Below are 16,328 nucleotides of genomic sequence, written 5' to 3' on the forward strand. Positions count from 1 at the left end.
GGTGCTGGCAGTTGCCAGCGTTGCTCGGGCGGAGTGAAGGGCAGGGGAACCTCGGGGATCGGGACTCATTCTGATCGGCTGGCCCCAGCTCCTAGCCTGGGTCGATGCAAGTCCGTGCCGCCCAGGGTTCCCTGCGTGCCCTGCTCTGGGACGTGGACGGCACGCTGGCTGAAACTGAACTTGACGGCCACCGGGTCGCCTTCAACCGGGCCTTTGCGGAGCTGGGTCTCCCCTGGCAGTGGGACCGCTCCACCTACATCGAGCTGCTGGCGATCAGCGGCGGGCGTGAGCGCATGCGCTGGTTTTTCCTGCAGCAGCAGGGAAGGGAGCCTGAGGAGTCGTTGCTGGAAGCGTTGCACAAAAGTAAGCAGGGTCACTACCGCGAGCTTGTGGTGGCTGGCGAGGTGCGGCTGCGGCCAGGGGTGCGGCGCCTGATCGAGGCGGCGGCGGCGGCCGGCCTTCAGCAGGCGATCGTCACCACCAGCGGTCGCGAGGCGGTGGCGGCTCTGCTGGAGAACCAGCTCAGGGAGCAGAGCCGGCTGCTGCCGCTGCGGATCTGTGGAGACGAAGTGCGCACCAAGAAGCCCGATCCCGAGGCCTATGCCCTGGCTTTGCAGCGTCTGGGGCTGGACCCTGCCCAGGCGGTGGCCCTTGAGGATTCCCCTGCAGGCCTGGCGGCGGCCGCGGCAGCCGGTCTGCGCTGCCTGGTGACCCTCAGTGCCGCGTCCAGCCAGGCCTCAGCCTCGGTGTTCAGCGCCGCCTCCAGCCTCACCGATGGCCTGGGTGAGGTCACGGCGCCCGCGAGGGTGCTGCGTGGCCCCGCTTGTGCCGGCGGCCTGATCACGCTCTCCTACCTGGAGCAGTTGCCACCAGTGCCATGAGCCCGTTGCCCGTGCAATCCACCCGCCTGCAGCAGGCCCTGGAGAGCAGCGGCCGCACGGCCCTTTCCGGATGGCGTGGCAACTGGCGCCACCGCAGCCTGGCGCTGCTCGCGCTCCTGCTCGGCTTGTTTGCCGGCAACAACGTCACCTCATTTGTGCTCTACCAGTTCGGACCACGCCCCCTGGCGGTGCTGCTGCTGGTGGTGCTGGTGGAACTGGTGGCTCGCCTGCGCAGCCACTGGGTGCGCGGTGAACCCTCCCTGGGCTGGGTGCTCTGCGACAACCTGCGCATTGGTGTGGTCTACGCCGTGGTGCTGGAAGGGTTCAAGCTCGGCTCGTGAGCGGCCGCTCCTGGCCCTGGGGATTCCCGCCGGAGCCTCACCGCCAGCTGCTGAGCGGCTGCGGCGTGCGTGATCCCCTCGCCTGGGAGCAGGAGTGGCAGCAACGTCTAGGCGCCTGGCAGGGGCCGCCCCATCCCAGCCTGCTCTGGGGCCTCATCCTGCCCCTGCTCAGCTGCTGCTTCTCCAGGTCTGGAGGCGGGGAGGCGGGCTGGCGCCCCCCGCTGCTGATCGGTTTGAACGGGCCGGTGGGGGCAGGCAAGACCACCATCGGCCGGGTGCTGCAGCAGCTGGCCCCCAGCCTCGGCCTGCGCCTGGCGGTGGTCTCGATCGATGACGCCTACCTCCCCTTTGAGCTGAGGCTGCAGCGGCTGGCGGGCAATCCCTTCGGGGTGAGCCGCGTTCCGCCCGGCAGCCACGATCTGCCCCTGTTGCTGGAGTGCCTGAGGCGCTGGCGCTCGGGAGAGCCGTTGCAGCTGCCCCGTTTTGACAAACGCCTGAGAGCCGGCCAGGGGGATCGGGCCGGCTGGCAACGCTTCGAGGCCGTCGACGTGCTGGTGCTGGAGGGCTGGCTGGTGGGCTGCCGGGCTCTGGGGGAAAACGCTCTCTCCAGGGCGATGGCGAGGCCTTTGCAGGAGTGGAGCAGCCCCCTGAGTGCTGCTGAACTGGCCTGGCTTCCCCGCTGGGACCGGGAGTTGCAGGCCTATCAGCCGCTCTGGGATCAGCTTGATGGGCTCTGGCTGCTCAGGCCCAGCCGCTGGAGCCTGCCATTGCGCTGGCGTCTTCAGGCCGAAGCACATCAGCGCCGATCAGCCGGCCAGGCACTCCAGGCTTCAGAAGTGGCCTCGTTGGTGAGAGCAACCCTGGCTGCTCTGCCCCCTGAGCTCTATCAGGACTGTCTGTCCGGTGCACAGCCTGGATCCTCGGCTACCAACGCCTTGATCAGACTTGATGGCCAGCGACGCTGCATCTGGAGCGGGCCGGCGGAGCAAACGCAGTGGCCTGGATCTCGGACCAAGGGACACTGAACCAGGTGCAATGCAAATCAGGTCAGCTTTGGTGAAGTCGATCCAGCAGCCGCTGTGTTACTTACGTTGCCCGATCAAAGTGATCTTCGATCGGTGTGTTGTGCGGCGAGCGTGATCTGAGCAGGGCTCAGCTCTCGGCGTCTTCGGCGGATTCGTCGATCGGATAGACGAAGCCCTGGGCCCGGCCACTCAAGACTGCCTTGCCCAGAGACATGGCCTTTCGAGCGGCAACGGTTGCCTTCGCCTTCCAGTGGGCATGGCGCTGGTTGCGCTTGCCCTTGGAGGTTTTCTTCTTGGGAACAGCCATCCCGCACGATCAGCCAAACAACGATCTTCCGTTGTCGTGAGGCCTTTCGTCAAATCGCTAAGCTCATTCCAGAAGCAGAACCCTGTGAGCAGCCCGCGTCCGGTGCTCCCTCTTTGGCCAGAGGGTACCCCTGCTGTCCTGGCCGCGGCACCGGCCCAGCCGGAGGCCACTCCCTCCCCAACCCCCACCAGGGAGGGGGGTCTGATGGGCCGCCTGGTGCGACAGCCCGAACCGATTCCGTCTTACAGCGAGCTGCTCACCCTGATCAAGGGGGGCACGATCAAGGAGCTGGAGCTCTCACCACGGCAGCGGGAGGTGCAGGTCCAGTTCAAGGACGGCCGCAGCATCCGGGTGCCAGTATTCGCCAACGATTCGCTGTTGCTGCGCACGGCCGAGCAGAGCAGCGTTCCGCTCACGGTGCGCGATGACCGCCAGGACGACGCCACCGCCGGGCTGTTGGTGAACGTTCTGCTGGTGGTGCTGCTGCTGGGTGGACTCACCTTGCTGCTGCGACGCTCCTCCCAGGTGGCCAGCAAAGCTATGGGCTTCGGCCGCAGCCAGCCCCGCCTGCAGCCGGAGGGCTCCGTGGGCGTTCGCTTCGAAGATGTGGCCGGTATCAATGAGGCCAAGGCTGAACTTCAGGAGGTGGTGAGCTTCCTGCGTCAACCGGAGCGGTTCACCGCCCTTGGAGCCAAGATCCCCAAGGGGGTGCTCCTGGTGGGACCGCCTGGAACCGGCAAGACCCTGCTGGCCAAGGCGATCGCCGGCGAGGCCGGGGTTCCCTTCTTCTCGATGGCCGCATCGGAGTTCGTGGAGCTGTTCGTGGGGGTGGGTGCCAGCCGGGTGCGTGATCTGTTCAAACGGGCCAAGGAGAAAGCTCCCTGCATCATTTTCATTGATGAGGTGGACGCGGTGGGACGTCAGCGCGGTGCCGGCATCGGTGGCGGCAACGACGAGCGGGAGCAGACCCTCAACCAGTTGCTCACGGAGATGGATGGCTTCGAGCAGAACTCGGGCGTGATCCTGATTGCGGCCACCAACCGCCCGGATGTGCTCGATGCGGCCCTCACCCGCCCGGGACGCTTCGACCGCCAGATCCAGGTGGACCTGCCCGACCGCCTGGGCCGCGAAGCGATCCTGGCGGTTCATGCCCGCAGCCGCCCCCTCGATCCCTCAGTCTCGCTGAGCACCTGGGCGGCGCGCACCCCTGGCTTTTCCGGGGCCGATCTGGCCAATCTGCTCAATGAGGGTGCCATTCTCACCGCCCGCCGCCAGCGCAGCAGCATCGACGACCAGGCGCTCAGCGACGCCCTGGAGCGCATCACCATGGGCCTGGCGGTTGCCCCTCTGCAGGACAGTGCCAAGAAGCGCCTGATCGCCTACCACGAGATCGGTCACGCCCTGCTGAGCACTCTGGTGCCCCACGCCGACAAGCTCGACAAGGTGACCCTGCTGCCCCGCTCCGGTGGTGTCGGCGGCTTTGCCCGCACCATGCCGGATGAGGAGATCCTCGATTCAGGACTGATCAGCAAGGCCTACCTGCAGGCCCGGCTGGTGGTGGTCATGGGTGGCCGCGCCGCTGAACTGGTGGTCTTCGGTCCGAGTGAGATCACCCAGGGTGCCTCCGGTGATCTGCAGATGGCCACCCGTATCAGCCGGGAGATGGTGACTCGCTATGGCTTTTCTCCCCTCGGTCAGGTGGCCCTGGAGGGGGACGGCCATGAAGTGTTCCTGGGCCGTGATCTGATCCATACCCGCCCCAGCTACGCCGAATCCACCGGCAGTCAGATCGACCTTCAGGTGCGTCAGCTCTCCCAGCAGGCCCTGGACCAGGCGTTGGCTCTGCTGCGCCCCAGACGTGCCCTGATGGACGAGCTGGTCGACCGCCTCATTGAGCAGGAAACCCTCGGGGGCGACGATTTCCGCGCCATCGTTGACAGCTTCGAAGCCAGCGGGGCTTCCCCTGCTGAGGCTGGTTCCCAGGCGGCCCTGCCGGTGGCTGGCCACGCCTGAGCCAGAAACCGAGTCGGGCCAGTGCTGATCAGGTGAAGCGGATGTCGAGGCTGCGCAGATAGGTGTGCAGGGCGGCGTCCTGGATCGGCAGCAGCAGGGCGTCCTCACCGCTTTCGTTCACATGGCCGCGCCCGGCTCCCACTCCATCCTCAGCGGGTTGCGAATCGTGCCGTCAGGATTGAGCTCGGGTCCCGAGAGAGTGGCGCAGCCCGGGGCGCAGGCGATCACCAGGTCCAGGGCCACCGACTGGTGCCGATGGGGGGCCTGAACAGCCCCGGCAGGCACCAGCCCGTACATGGCCCAGAGGGTGTGGGTCACCGTGCGGCTGGCAGGGAGATCGCTGTTGGCCAGCAGCAGGCTGAGCCGGTTGCTGCGGGCGCTGCTGGGATCCGCTGCCAGGGCAGCCAGCTCCCGCCGCAGCCATTCGCCCGGGTAATGGGTGGCCTCGAAACGGGGCTGATCGGCGCTCACCCCCAGGTGGCTGAGCAGCGGGGCGTCATGGACCCAGTAGAGAACGCTCTCCTCGCTGGCTTCCAGCTGAGCCGCCTCGCCGCAGGGCAGCACGAACAGATCCCCCTGGCTCCAGTTCTGATCCACCGCACCGCCCAGGGCCCCCGCCGGCCGCCGGCAGCGGCCGGCGCCGCGCCAGACGTAGAACAGGAAGCTGGTGGCGTTGGCCCCGGCGCTGATCGACTCACCAGCCAGGATGCGGATGAAGTTGGCACTCAGGGCCGGGCTGGTGGCAGGACTGCGGCAACCCAGCTCCCGGCTCAGATCCAGAGGAAGAATGGCGCTGGGGCCGCTGGCGTGCAACTCCGGTCCCCAGCGCCCTTGGGGAATCGGCTCAGTGAGGCCCCGTCGCACCGGATTGGCCGCCTGACGGTAGTCAAAGAGCAGGGCCTTGCCGGCCGGAGCCATCGACAGGGCGGCGCTCTCATCAGGCCGCAAGGTCACCAGGGCTTCGGGAGCTTGGGTCATGGACACAGCCGCACGGAACGTGCGCTGAGCCTATGGAGGATGCCCACCCCATTGGGTGCCTGCGGTCACACCTGTGCTCGGGGGGGCTGTCGTGAACGGAGCCTGATCAGCCGCCGGCCACGGCGGGTACGATGCTCACCTCATCGCCGTCGGCGAGGGCCGTGGCCTGGTTGTCGAGGAAGCGGATGTCCTCGCTGTTCACGTAGACGTTGAGGAAGCGCCGAAGCTTGCCGCTCTCATCGGTGAGCCTGGCAAGGATGCCGGGGAAGCGTCCTTCCAGAGCCTCAAGCAGCCCGTCGACGCTGGTGGCCTCGAGCTCGACGCTGGATTGATCCGCGGTGAACTTCTGCAGGGGAGTGGGGATCAGAACCTGTATCGCCATGGCGTAAGGGAGAGCGGCTTAGCCGCAGGGAACGGGACGTGGATGGGAGCTGGAGAGATGGCTCAGGCGCCGATCGGCTCCCAGCTGGCGCGGTGCAGCGACTGGGCCCGCTCCCAGGCGGCATTGAAGCTGGCGAGCTGGGGTTCGATCGTGTGAGGTTCGCCCACTGAGGAGGCCACGGCTTCGGTGGTCTTGAGGCCGTTGCCGGTGATGTAGGCCACTGTTGTTTCGCCGGGATCGATCTTGCCCTGCTCCACCAGCTTCTTGAGCACCGCGATGGTGGTGCCTCCGGCGGTTTCGGTGAAGACGCCCTCGGTTTCGGCCAGCAGTTTGATGCCGTCGATGATCTCCTGGTCACTCACTGCCGCGATCGTGCCCTTGGTGCGGTTGGCCAGGTCGATGGCGTAAGGGCCATCGGCCGGGTTGCCGATGGCGATCGACTTGGCGATCGTGTTCGGCTTCACCGGGGTGATGAAGTCGCGGCCCTCGGCAAAGGCCTGGGCGATCGGGCTGCAACCTTCGGCCTGGGCGCCGCTGAAGCGCACGGGCTTTTCGTCGACCAGCCCCACCTTGATGAACTCGTCGAAGCCCTTGCGGATCTTGGTGAAGAGGGAACCGGAGGCCAGGGGCGCCACGATGTGGTCGGGCAATTGCCAGCCCAGCTGCTCGATTACCTCGTAGCCGAGGGTTTTCGAGCCCTCGGAGTAATAAGGGCGCAGGTTGATGTTGACGAAGCCCCAGCCGTAGGTGTTGGCCACCTCGGAGCAGAGGCGGTTCACCTGGTCGTAGTTGCCCTTCACCGCCATCAGGGTGGGGTTGTAGATGAGGGTGCCGAGCACCTTGCCCATCTCCAGATCGCTGGGGATGAAGACGCAGCACTCCATGCCGGCATGGGCGGCGATGGCGGCTGTGGAGTTGGCCAGGTTGCCGGTGGAGGCGCAGCTCACCGTGGTGAAGCCCAGTTCGCGGGCCCGGGTGAGTGCGACCGACACCACCCGATCCTTGAAGGAGAGCGTCGGCATGTTGACGCCGTCGTTCTTGATGTAGAGGTTCCTGAGGCCGAGGCGGCGAGCCAGCCGGTTGGCCTTGAGCAGAGGGGTGAAGCCGGTGCCCACATCGATCGGATCCCCCTCGATCGGCAGGAATTCGCGGTAACGCCAGATGGAGGTGGGGCCGGCTTCGATCGAGGCCCGGCTGACCCGGTTGCGGATGGCTTCGTAGTCGTAGACGACCTCGAGCGGGCCGAAACAGACGTCTTCACAGACGTGGCGGGCGCCCGCTTCATAGGGGTGGCCGCATTCCTTGCAGCGCAGGCCCGTGAAGGTGGAGCGGGAGAGGGTGGCGGTCAAGGCCCGACAACAGCTGTGGGTGAAAGCTAGCAGCGCCGGAAAGAACGCTCCATTAAAGCCGACTCGTGGGGTCGGGTATTGGGACAGGCTTGTGCTCCCCGCGATCAAGAGCGGAGCGGGCGTGGTTGCCTGCCGCTGTCTAGCCTCATGCCGTGGCCTCCCGTCTCCCGCGCCTGCTGTCGCTGCCTGCAGCCCTGGCTGTGCTGGCGCTCGTTCCTCTGGCGCTGGTGCTGATCTCCCGGCTGGGCCTGGAGCTCGACTGGTTTGCCCAGTTCGGCTTCGAATCGGTGCTGTGGCGCCGCTGGTGGCTGCAGATCGGGGCGTTCCTGCTGGTGATGGGGCTGGGGGTCCCCCTGCAGCTGCTGCAACTGCAGCGCTGCTGGCGCCTGCGCAGCGCCAGTGCCACCAAGGTGATGCCGAACCAGGCGATCCTGCGGCTTGAGCCCCTGCCCATGGTGCTGGTGTTGGCGGGTCTGGAGTTGCTCCTGGCCGCCGGGCTCACTTACCTGATCGTCCAGGCGTGGGGACTGATCAGCTCCCCTTTCAGTGGCGAGATCTTCAGTGGCTTTCGAGTGCTGGCCGACCTGCCGCTGCCGCTGCTGCTCGCCATGGCAGCCGGACTGCTGCTGCCGCTGCTGGTCAAGCCCCTGCCGACCCTGCAACTGGTGCTGGTGGCCGCCCTGGCCGGATCAGCCACCGCCCTGGCGCGGGGCTGGAGTCTGTGGTTGCCCGCCCTGCTGGCGGTGCCGTTCGGCGAGGGGGATCCGCTCACGGGTTTCGACATCAGCTTCACGGTGCTGCGACTGCCGGCGCTGCATCTGCTGCTGAGCATTCTTCTGGCCCAGGGAATCGTGGGGTTCGCCGCCTGCCTCTGGCTCACCTTCACCGAGGGATCCAGCCTGAGTGATCTTCGCTTCGTGGGTCTTAGCCGTGCCCAGCAGGGAGTGCTCAAGCCCCAGCTCGCGGTGCTCTGTCTGATTGCTGCCTTCAGCACCGCCCTGGCCCCCTTCGATCTGATGGTGCAGGGCAGCGGGGTGGCTTCCGGCGCCGGATTCGTCGATCTGCACGTGCGCCTGCCGTTGCGGCTGCTGCTTGCCGCCCTGCTGGTGCTCACCGCCACAGGTCTGCTGGCCTCCGTGCGCCGCCACTGGCTGAGGAGGCTGGCGCTGGTTCCCCTCCTGGCCACGGTGGCGCTGGTACCGATCACAGAGTTCCTGGTGGCTCCTCTGGTGCAGCGCTTTGTGGTGCAGCCGCGGGAGCTGGTGATGGAGGCGCCCTACATCGAGCGCAGCATCCGCGGCACGCGCCAGGCCTTTGGGCTGGGGGCGATCCAGGAGGGCACTCTCAATCCAGAGCAGAAGCTCACCCCTGGCGATCTTGAATCGGCGCCGGGAACCCTGGCCAACATTCGTCTGTGGGACAGCCGGCCGCTGCTGGCCGCTAACAGGCAGCTGCAGCAGTTACGGCTGTACTACACCTTCCCCTCCGCTGCGGTTGATCGCTACCCGCTGCTTGGGGATCCCCTACGCCGCGGGTCGCAGCAGGTGTTGATTGCGGCCCGGGAACTCGACAGCGGCGCCCTGCCGGCAGGCTCGCGCACCTGGCTGAACCGCCATCTCGTCTTCACCCACGGCTTCGGCTTCACCGTCTCGCCGGTGAACGTTTTCGGCCCTGACGGCCTGCCGCTGTTCTTCGTCAAGGACCTGGGCCGCAGCGGCCGGGTGCAGGGCATTCCCAAACTGGGAATCAGTGACGCCGCCGCCGAAGAGTCTCTGCCTTTGGGGCAACCGCGCCTCTACTACGCCTCGGCGCGGTCTCCTTATGTGATCGCCCCCACCAAGGTGCAGGAGTTCGACTTCCCCGACGGGGAACTGAACGTCTACACCCATTTCTCTGGACGGCTCGGGATCCGGCTCGACACTTCCTGGCAACGGTTCAAGGCAGCCGTCTATCTGCGCGAACCGCGGATGCTGTTCAGCGGCTCGTTCACGCCCGACTCGCTGCTGCTGATCCGCAGGCAGGTGAATGAACGGCTGGAGGCTCTGGCGCCGTTCCTGCACTTCGAGACTGAGCCCTATCTGGTGACGGCGCGGGTGGAGGGCTCGCCTGGCTTCGAGCCCTCCCAGCATCAGTACTGGATGCTCGACGGGTTCACCACCAGCCGCAGCTATCCCTACAGCGACGCCAATTCCAAGGGCATCCGCTACTTCCGCAACCCGGTGAAGGCGGTGGTGGACGCCCACGACGGGCGTCTCTGGCTCTACGTGAACGATCCCACCGATCCGGTGCTGAGCACCTGGCAGCGGGCGTTTCCCGAGCTGTTCAACCCGCTGCTGGAGATGCCGGCCGCTCTGCTCAGCCACATCCGCGTGCCGCTCAGCCAGTTCGCGATCCAGTCGGAGCGTCTGCTGAGATACCACGTCACGGATGTGCGCACCTTCTACAACGGCGATGATGTGTGGTCGGTTCCGCTCGAGATCTACGGCTCCAACAACGTGCCTCTGCAGCCGTATCACGCCACCCTGCAGCTGCCAGGAGAGAAGCGGCCGGAATTCGTGCTGCTGCTGCCTTTCTCGCCGGTGCGGCGCACCAACCTGGTGGGCTGGCTGGCGGCGCGCAACGATCCACCCCACTACGGCGAACTGGTGTTGGTTCGCTTCCCGCAGCAGCGGCTGCTGCTGGGTCCGCAGCAGATTTCGGCCCTGATCGAGCAGGACCCGGTGATCAGCTTTCAGTTCGGTCTGTGGAACCGCACAGGCTCGCAGCTGGTGCGAGGCAATCTGCTGCTGCTGCCTGTGGGCAAGGGGCTTCTCTATGTGGAGCCGATCTATCTGCAGTCGAAAAACAACGATCTGCCCACCCTGGTACGCGTGGTGGTCACCGACGGCCGCCGGTTCGTGATGGAGCCGGATCTCAACACGGCACTGGAGAAGCTGGTCTCCGGCGAGGAGAGTCCGGTGGGTGTGCCCGCAGGCGGAGGCGGACCCGGACCCGTTGTGCCCGGTCCGCTGGGGCTTCCTGGCCTGTCGACGTTCACGCCAGTTCCGTGAGCTGGCATGAAAAAAGGGAGCCTGGGGCTCCCTGGACAGATCGCGAGTGAGTGTCTGGTCTGAGCTGAAGAAAGACTCAGACGGCCACAGCGGTCTTGGGATCGAGGGCACCCTTGGCGTAGAGAGCGGCGTAGTAGTTGATGTTCTGCTGCTTGATCTTGCTGGCCTGGCCGGCGCACCAGAACTGCTGGTAGCGATCAAGGCACACCTTTTTCATGTAGGCCCGGGCCGGCTTGTTGAAGTGGCGGGGGTCGAAGTTGGCGGGATCCTTGAAGGCGGCTTCACGCACGGCGGCGGTGAAGGCCAGACGGTTGTCGGTGTCGATGTTGATCTTGCGAACGCCGTTCTTGATGCCGTTCTGAATCTCTTCCACCGGCACGCCATAGGTTTCGGGAATGGCACCGCCGTACTTGTTGATCATGTCCAGCCATTCCTGGGGCACAGAGCTGGAGCCGTGCATCACCAGGTGGGTATTGGGGATCGCCTTGTGGATCTCGGCAATGCGGGAAATGGCCAGCACTTCGCCGGTGGGCTTGCGGGTGAACTTGTAGGCGCCGTGGCTGGTGCCGATGGCGATAGCCAGGGCATCCACCTTCGTTTTGGCGACGAAGTCAGCGGCTTCGGCAGGATCGGTGAGCAGCTGTTCGCGGGAGAGGGCACCTTCGAAGCCGTGGCCGTCCTCGGCTTCACCCTTGCCGGTTTCCAGCGAGCCAAGGCAACCGAGTTCGCCTTCCACACTCACGCCGATGGCATGGGCCACATCCACCACTTCCTTGGTGACGGCCACGTTGTATTCGTAGCTGGCGGGAGTTTTGGCGTCGGCTTCCAGTGATCCATCCATCATCACGGAGGTGAAGCCATTGGCGGCGGCACCGAAGCAGGTGGCCGGGCTGTTGCCGTGGTCCTGGTGCATCACCACCGGGATGTCGGGATAGGTTTCGGTGGCGGCGATGATCAGGTGACGCAGGAAGATCTCACCGGCGTACTGGCGGGCTCCGCGGGAGGCCTGCAGGATCACAGGGCTGTCGGTTTCGTAGGCCGCCTCCATGATCGACTGGACCTGCTCCAGGTTGTTGACGTTGAACGCTGGAATGCCATAGCCGTTCTCAGCGGCGTGGTCGAGGAGCAGCCGAAGCGGAACGAGGGCCATGGGAAAAACCTCTGGAGGTTGGGTGGGTGATGCGTCAGGTTCGGCCCCGGAGGACCGGATCACCGGCGTCGGGACCTTGACGCGGGCTGGCAAGAATCTAGTCGATCCCCTGTAAATGAGGTCCCAGCGGCCTCGGCTCAATGCTCAAGCTCAGCCCCAGGCTCTCAGTTTTCACCTCGGAGTTCTCAGCTAGGAGTTCCCAGCTCCGAGTTCCCAGGATTCAGCTGCCGAGGTTCTGGCGCATGCCGCTGGCATCTGACTCAAGGGCCAGGTCGCAGCAGAGCTGGCTGCGTTCTCCTTCCGCCAGGCCCGGCATCATGGGGCGTCCTTCGCGCACGCTGTCGCTCCACCAGCCCTGCAGGCGCGCCACCGGGGCGATGCGGCCATCGGCCCAGGTGCGGCCAAAGGCCAGGGCTGGATCGGCTGGTACCGGCTGAAGCGCCTCCCCAGGCCGGGCCAGCCAGAGATGGAAGCCGTGCACATAGTCGGCCTGGTTGTCGCTGCCAAGAATCAGCGTGGCCTCGCTGCCATGGAACTCAAGCCAGCAGCCCCTTCCGGCGCGGGTGACCGAAGAGAGGCTGAGCTGGGCTGGCACCGAAGCCCCTGTGGATGTTTCGAGCTCAAGTTGAAGCAGGGCCACATCGTCGGCGTCGACGACTCCCGATCGTTCCGGGGTTGCGGGCAGGGGGCGCTGGTGGATGGCGGTGGAGAGGCTGGCGCTCAGCTGGCGCACCGGCCCCACCAGCCACTCCAGGCTGTCGAAGGCATGGGTGCCGAGGGAGCCGAGCACACCGCCACCTTCAGAGCGTTGGGACGCCCAGCTGAAGGCCCGGCCGGGATCGGCGCGGCTGCTCATCAGCCAGTCGAAGCGCACCAGCCAGGGGTCCCCCAGCACTCCCTGGGTCAGCAGCGCCTTCAGCTGCTGGAAGACCGGCACGGCCCGGTACTCGAAATCCACCGCCACGCTGAGGCCCCGCTCGATCGCCAGTCGTCTCAGCGCCCGGACCTGGGCCACCTCCAGGGCAACTGGTTTCTCCAGCAGCAGGTGCTTGCCGGCTTCCAGGGCGGCGCGGGCCAGCTCGAAGCGGGGACCTGGCGGGGTGGCGATCACGACAGCTTCCACAGCAGGATCTGCCAGCAGCGCTGCAAAATCGCTGTGGCCCGGCAGCTCAGCGGCACGGCAGGCTGCCTCCAGGCGTTCGGGCCTGGGGTGCCAGAGGGCCACCGGCTCCGTGCCCGGGCAGGCCCGCAAGGCGGGCAGGTGCACCTTCTCTCCGAAGCCGAGGCCGGCCAAGGCGACCTGGAGGGGCTGACTCATGGGAGGGGGGTTCAGTGGATCAACGGGACGCCAGCAGCTCGGAGCCGGCCGCACATGCCTGATCGAGCACATCGCTGATCAGAGAATCGCCGCCGGTGGGCTGCCACTCGGCCTTGAAGCGGGGCAAGCCGTTCACTGAGGTGTCGCGGTAGAGCCCCTGATCGCAGTCGAGCTCCATCACGTAGAGCTGCCCACGATCCTCGGAGGCCGGCTGGAACCGGGTGAGCACCGAAAGCTCACCGCCACGGCTGAGGCGCAGGCTGCCCGTATCCCACCACTGGCGGCCTGCCGGGCTCTCGGGGACCTCCTGCCAGTTCACCGGACCCGCCCAGGCAGTGGCAGGCCTTGCCGCCAGGACGATCACCAGCAGCGCCACCGCCACCACAGAGGCACGCAGAAACCGCTGCAGTCCGCTCATGCCGCCACCGGAACGCTGACGCCGTGCAGTCTCAACAGGCTGGCGAGAGTGCTGCGCAGTCGGGTTCGCGGCACGATCAGATCCACGAACCCATGCTCCTGCAGGTATTCGGCGGTCTGGAAGCCTTCAGGCAGTTTTTCGCGCAGGGTTTGCTCGATCACCCGGCGCCCGGCAAAGCCGATCAGTGCCTTGGGCTCGGCCAGGATCAGATCACCAAGCATGGCGAAGCTGGCCGTGACCCCGCCGGTGGTCGGGTGGGTGAGCAGGGGGACATAAAGCAGGTTCTGCTGGCGGTGGCGTTGCAGGGCACCGGAGACCTTGGCCATCTGCATCAGGCTGAGCATCCCCTCCTGCATGCGGGCGCCGCCGGAGGCGCATACGATCAGCAGAGGCTGGCGGAGTTCGGTGGCCTGCTCGATCAGCCGCGTGAGCTTCTCGCCCACCACCGAGCCCATCGAGCCCCCCATGAAGCGGAAATCCATCACCCCGAGGGAGAGAGGCATGCCCTCCAGGCGGCAGTGACCGGTGACAACGGCATCACGCAGCCCGGTGGATTGCTGGGTATCGCGCAAACGGTCGGCGTAGCTGCGACGGTCTTTGAAGGCGAGCGGATCAGTGGGAGCCAGCTCGGTGTCGATGGCGCTGAAGCTGCCCTCATCGGCGATCACCCGGATGCGGGCGTCGCTGTCGATGCGGTGGTGGTACGAGCAGCCACTGCAGACGCTGGCGTTGGCAATCAGGTCCTTGCGATAAACAACCAGCCCGCATTCCGGGCACTTGCTCCAGAGGCCGTCCCCATCGTCGACTTCCTGGGTGGCGCGCACGACCGGATTGGCTTTGCGACGATCGGCGAACCAGTCGAACAGGGACACGGGATGGGACCTGGCAACGGAGCGGTGAATCCATTAAAGGGTGGCGCCCCACCGGCTCCATTGCTGCAGCCACCAGCCCTCCCCCGCCAGCCATACCGCCACGCCACCAAGGGAGAGAAAGGGGCCGAAGGGAAAGGGTTGGGACGGCCCGAGCCTGCCGCTCAGGCGGCCCAGCACTCCCACGGCAGCTCCGCTGAAGACCGCCAGAGCCACCGCCAGACCCAGGCCCGTGAGTCCGAGCCACGCTCCCAGCAGGGCGGTCAGCTTGGCGTCGCCCAGCCCCAGGGCCGGTTTGCCCATCAACCTTTCGGCCAGGGCACTGAGCCCTTCGAAGGCGAGCAGGCCGAGGCAGGCGGCAAGCACGTGGTTGAAGAGCAGAGCCCGCCAAACCACCTCCGACTGGCTGAGGCCGGCGGCGAGGGTGACTCCCAGACCCAGCAGCAGACCCCAGCGGCAGAGGGGTTCCGGCAGCCAGAGATGGTCACAGTCGATCAGCACCAGCGGAATCAACCAGCTGATCAGCAGCCAGCCCGCGCCGATCTGCAGCCAGGCAGGCGACCCGGCCATGGCACTGGGGCTTGCCTGAAGGGCCGCCACCCACAGCCCGGAGCAGAGCAGTTCCACCAGGGGGTAACGGGGGGAGATCGGGGCCCGGCAGTTGCCGCAGCGACCCAGCAGCAGCAGCCAGCCCAGCACCGGTAGGTTCTGGTACCAGGCCAGGGGCACTCCGCAGCGGGGGCAGTGGCTGGAGGGCAGCACCAGTGACTCCCGCCGCGGCAGCCTCCAGGCCACCACGTTCAGAAAGCTGCCGACGCACGCCCCAAGCAGGGCCACCAGCAGGGGGATCAGGAGATGGGCGGCCGTGTCGGGCTCCACAGGCATGGCACTAGGACGCGGATGGCGTTCGCTCAGCCGCGCTGGGGACTGCGGAACGAGCGGGGTCGGCCGGCGCTGCGGCCACGGATCAGATCCAGGGGGACGAACTGCTCATCCGGCAGCAGCACGGGTGCCTCAAACACCACCCGGCCCAGGCCACCACTGGTCTCGAGCACGATCCCGATCGGTTCCACCCCCCCCGGGCATTGCTCCACGTAGTGGAAATACACACGCCGAGCCTGCTTGATGACCACACCGCTGTTGATCTGATCCCAGCGCACCGGAGGATTGCCCGGATTGGAGGCCCCGCGGATCTCGAAGGACGGCATGGTCGGCCTCCCTGAACCGGTGGAAGCCGCCGGGGAAACGGGGTCGAAGGATGGAGGTGTGGCGAAGGTAATCGGCCTCAGCCATTCCGATCGGCCCCTGCAGCTTAATCGCTCAGGCGAGTTTGTTCTTCTCCTCAATCATGCGGTGAATGATCGGGGTGAGGATCAGCTCCATGGCGAAGCCCATCTTGCCGCCGTTGACCACGATGCTGGTGGGGCTCGACATGAAGGAGCCGTTGATCATCCGTAGCAGATAGGAGAAATCGATCCCCCATTTCTCACGGGCTCCCTTGCGGAAGTGGATGATCACGAAGCTCTCGTCCGGGGTGGGGATGTTGCGGCAGATGAACGGGTTGGAGGTGTCCACCGTGGGCACCCGCTGGAAGTTGATGTCAGTGCGGCTGAACTGCGGGCAGATGTGGTTGATGTAGTCGGGCATGCGGCGCAGGATCGTGTCCACGATCGTCTCGGCCGAATAGCCCCGCTCGGCGTTGTCGCGGCTGATCTTCTGGATCCACTCCAGGTTGGCGATCGGCACCACGCCGATCAGCAGGTCCACCAGGGAGGCCACGTCGTAGCCATCGCCCACCACACCGCCGTGGAGACCTTCATAGAAGAGCAGGTCGGTGTTTGGGGGGATCGGCTCCCATGGGGTGAACTGGCCGGGCTCCAGCTGGGTACCGAGCCGGGCGTTGTGCTCGGCTGCCTCCTCCACAGAGTGGAGGTAGTAGCGCTTCTGGCCACCACCGGTTTCGCCGTAGGACTTGAATTGCTCGGCGAGCTTGTCGAACAGGTTGGCCTCGGGGCCGAAGTGGGAGAAATTGACCCCGGAGGCCTGGGCCTGGGCCATCTGCTCCTTCATCGGGCCGCGCTCGAAGCGGTGGAAGCTGTCACCTTCGACAACCGCTGGCTCGATCCCCTCCCGCTGGAAGATGTGCTCGAAGGCACGCTTGACGGTGCTGGTCCCCGCGCCCGAGGAACCGGTGACCGCTACAACCGGGTGACGCTTGGACATCGGCGCAGGGGGAAGAAGAGCGAA

At 66.3% G+C, this 16,328-nt stretch carries 16 protein-coding genes; 5 read left to right on the top strand and 11 right to left on the bottom strand.

All coding sequences use genetic code 11. The features are described from left to right. Positions 1–104: 104 nt before the first annotated feature. From KBY77_RS04615 to KBY77_RS04625, 3 genes are read left to right on the top strand one after another with little or no spacing between them, the layout of a single operon-like run. Positions 105–881, top strand: a complete 777-nt coding sequence (locus tag KBY77_RS04615; RefSeq protein ID WP_255102392.1) for an HAD-IA family hydrolase — start codon at positions 105–107, stop codon at positions 879–881. Further along, complete coding sequence (locus KBY77_RS04620; protein ID WP_255102393.1) at positions 878–1,222, top strand: DUF565 domain-containing protein; 345 nt, start codon at positions 878–880, stop codon at positions 1,220–1,222. Before KBY77_RS04615 ends, KBY77_RS04620 begins: the two co-directional genes overlap by 4 nt. Continuing rightward, the gene (locus tag KBY77_RS04625) at positions 1,219–2,247 is read left to right on the top strand and encodes a phosphoribulokinase (protein WP_255102394.1); all 1,029 of its coding nucleotides are present in this window, start codon (positions 1,219–1,221) and stop codon (positions 2,245–2,247) included. The genes KBY77_RS04620 and KBY77_RS04625 overlap by 4 nt, the downstream gene beginning before the upstream one ends. Before the next feature lie 127 nt (positions 2,248–2,374). Here the strand turns inward: KBY77_RS04625 and rpmF are convergent, their stop codons facing one another. Then, positions 2,375–2,554: a 50S ribosomal protein L32 gene (gene rpmF, locus KBY77_RS04630; RefSeq protein WP_255093562.1), complete on the bottom strand. Its 180-nt coding sequence runs from the start codon at positions 2,552–2,554 to the stop codon at positions 2,375–2,377. Between the two features lie 204 nt (positions 2,555–2,758). Between rpmF and ftsH the strand changes: the two genes are divergently transcribed. Then, positions 2,759–4,567, top strand: a complete 1,809-nt coding sequence (gene ftsH / locus KBY77_RS04635; protein ID WP_255102467.1) for an ATP-dependent zinc metalloprotease FtsH — start codon at positions 2,759–2,761, stop codon at positions 4,565–4,567. Positions 4,568–4,684: 117 nt separating this feature from the next. Here ftsH and KBY77_RS04640 read toward each other — a convergent pair whose 3' ends face one another. The 3 genes from KBY77_RS04640 to thrC all read right to left on the bottom strand — a co-directional run bounded on the left by KBY77_RS04640 (position 4,685) and on the right by thrC (position 7,276). Continuing rightward, positions 4,685–5,545, bottom strand: a complete 861-nt coding sequence (locus KBY77_RS04640) for a cupin (RefSeq protein ID WP_315856582.1) — start codon at positions 5,543–5,545, stop codon at positions 4,685–4,687. A gap of 106 nt (positions 5,546–5,651) precedes the next feature. After that, a complete protein-coding gene (locus tag KBY77_RS04645; protein ID WP_094556518.1) occupies positions 5,652–5,927 on the bottom strand; it encodes a MoaD/ThiS family protein in 276 nt (91 codons plus the stop codon). 62 nt (positions 5,928–5,989) lie between these two features. Then, positions 5,990–7,276, bottom strand: coding sequence for a threonine synthase (gene thrC, locus KBY77_RS04650; protein WP_255102395.1), 1,287 nt, complete (start codon positions 7,274–7,276; stop codon positions 5,990–5,992). 152 nt (positions 7,277–7,428) lie between these two features. Between thrC and KBY77_RS04655 the strand changes: the two genes are divergently transcribed. Then, positions 7,429–10,326: a UPF0182 family protein gene (locus tag KBY77_RS04655; RefSeq protein WP_255102396.1), complete on the top strand. Its 2,898-nt coding sequence runs from the start codon at positions 7,429–7,431 to the stop codon at positions 10,324–10,326. Positions 10,327–10,402: 76 nt separating this feature from the next. Here KBY77_RS04655 and fba read toward each other — a convergent pair whose 3' ends face one another. From fba to KBY77_RS04690, 7 genes are all read right to left on the bottom strand, one after another. Continuing rightward, positions 10,403–11,476: a class II fructose-bisphosphate aldolase gene (fba, locus tag KBY77_RS04660; RefSeq protein ID WP_255102397.1), complete on the bottom strand. Its 1,074-nt coding sequence runs from the start codon at positions 11,474–11,476 to the stop codon at positions 10,403–10,405. A 220-nt stretch (positions 11,477–11,696) separates the two neighbouring features. Further along, on the bottom strand, positions 11,697–12,794 hold the full coding sequence (locus tag KBY77_RS04665; protein WP_255102398.1) for a Gfo/Idh/MocA family protein: 1,098 nt from the start codon (positions 12,792–12,794) through the stop codon (positions 11,697–11,699). A 19-nt stretch (positions 12,795–12,813) separates the two neighbouring features. Further along, a complete protein-coding gene (locus tag KBY77_RS04670; protein WP_255102399.1) occupies positions 12,814–13,212 on the bottom strand; it encodes a hypothetical protein in 399 nt (132 codons plus the stop codon). Beyond that, on the bottom strand, positions 13,209–14,084 hold the full coding sequence (gene accD, locus KBY77_RS04675; RefSeq protein ID WP_255102400.1) for an acetyl-CoA carboxylase, carboxyltransferase subunit beta: 876 nt from the start codon (positions 14,082–14,084) through the stop codon (positions 13,209–13,211). Before accD ends, KBY77_RS04670 begins: the two co-directional genes overlap by 4 nt. 33 nt (positions 14,085–14,117) lie before the next feature. Further along, entirely contained in the window at positions 14,118–14,966 is an 849-nt protein-coding gene (locus KBY77_RS04680; protein ID WP_255102401.1) for an A24 family peptidase, read from the bottom strand. A gap of 26 nt (positions 14,967–14,992) precedes the next feature. Beyond that, positions 14,993–15,289 carry a hypothetical protein gene (locus tag KBY77_RS04685; RefSeq protein ID WP_255102402.1) on the bottom strand — a complete coding sequence of 99 codons (297 nt, stop codon included), beginning with the start codon at positions 15,287–15,289 and terminating at the stop codon, positions 14,993–14,995. 112 nt (positions 15,290–15,401) lie between these two features. Next, the gene (locus tag KBY77_RS04690; protein ID WP_255102403.1) at positions 15,402–16,304 is read right to left on the bottom strand and encodes a phosphoribulokinase; all 903 of its coding nucleotides are present in this window, start codon (positions 16,302–16,304) and stop codon (positions 15,402–15,404) included. Between the last annotated feature and the right edge of the window lie 24 nt (positions 16,305–16,328).

The sequence above is a fragment of the Synechococcus sp. Cruz-7E5 genome (assembly GCF_024345995.1).
Taxonomy (GTDB): domain Bacteria; phylum Cyanobacteriota; class Cyanobacteriia; order PCC-6307; family Cyanobiaceae; genus Regnicoccus_A.

Excerpts from the sequence above, each read along its gene's own strand:
- KBY77_RS04615 (WP_255102392.1), top strand. The coding sequence starts at position 105 with ATGCAAGTCCGTGCCGCCCAGGGTTCCCTGCGTGCCCTGCTCTGGGAC.
- KBY77_RS04620 (WP_255102393.1), top strand. The coding sequence starts at position 878 with ATGAGCCCGTTGCCCGTGCAATCCACCCGCCTGCAGCAGGCCCTGGAG.
- rpmF (WP_255093562.1), bottom strand. The coding sequence starts at position 2,554 with ATGGCTGTTCCCAAGAAGAAAACCTCCAAGGGCAAGCGCAACCAGCGC.
- ftsH (WP_255102467.1), top strand. The coding sequence starts at position 2,759 with ATGGGCCGCCTGGTGCGACAGCCCGAACCGATTCCGTCTTACAGCGAG.
- KBY77_RS04640 (WP_315856582.1), bottom strand. The coding sequence starts at position 5,545 with ATGACCCAAGCTCCCGAAGCCCTGGTGACCTTGCGGCCTGATGAGAGC.
- KBY77_RS04645 (WP_094556518.1), bottom strand. The coding sequence starts at position 5,927 with ATGGCGATACAGGTTCTGATCCCCACTCCCCTGCAGAAGTTCACCGCG.
- fba (WP_255102397.1), bottom strand. The coding sequence starts at position 11,476 with ATGGCCCTCGTTCCGCTTCGGCTGCTCCTCGACCACGCCGCTGAGAAC.
- KBY77_RS04665 (WP_255102398.1), bottom strand. The coding sequence starts at position 12,794 with ATGAGTCAGCCCCTCCAGGTCGCCTTGGCCGGCCTCGGCTTCGGAGAG.
- KBY77_RS04670 (WP_255102399.1), bottom strand. The coding sequence starts at position 13,212 with ATGAGCGGACTGCAGCGGTTTCTGCGTGCCTCTGTGGTGGCGGTGGCG.
- KBY77_RS04680 (WP_255102401.1), bottom strand. The coding sequence starts at position 14,966 with ATGCCTGTGGAGCCCGACACGGCCGCCCATCTCCTGATCCCCCTGCTG.
- KBY77_RS04685 (WP_255102402.1), bottom strand. The coding sequence starts at position 15,289 with ATGCCGTCCTTCGAGATCCGCGGGGCCTCCAATCCGGGCAATCCTCCG.
- KBY77_RS04690 (WP_255102403.1), bottom strand. The coding sequence starts at position 16,304 with ATGTCCAAGCGTCACCCGGTTGTAGCGGTCACCGGTTCCTCGGGCGCG.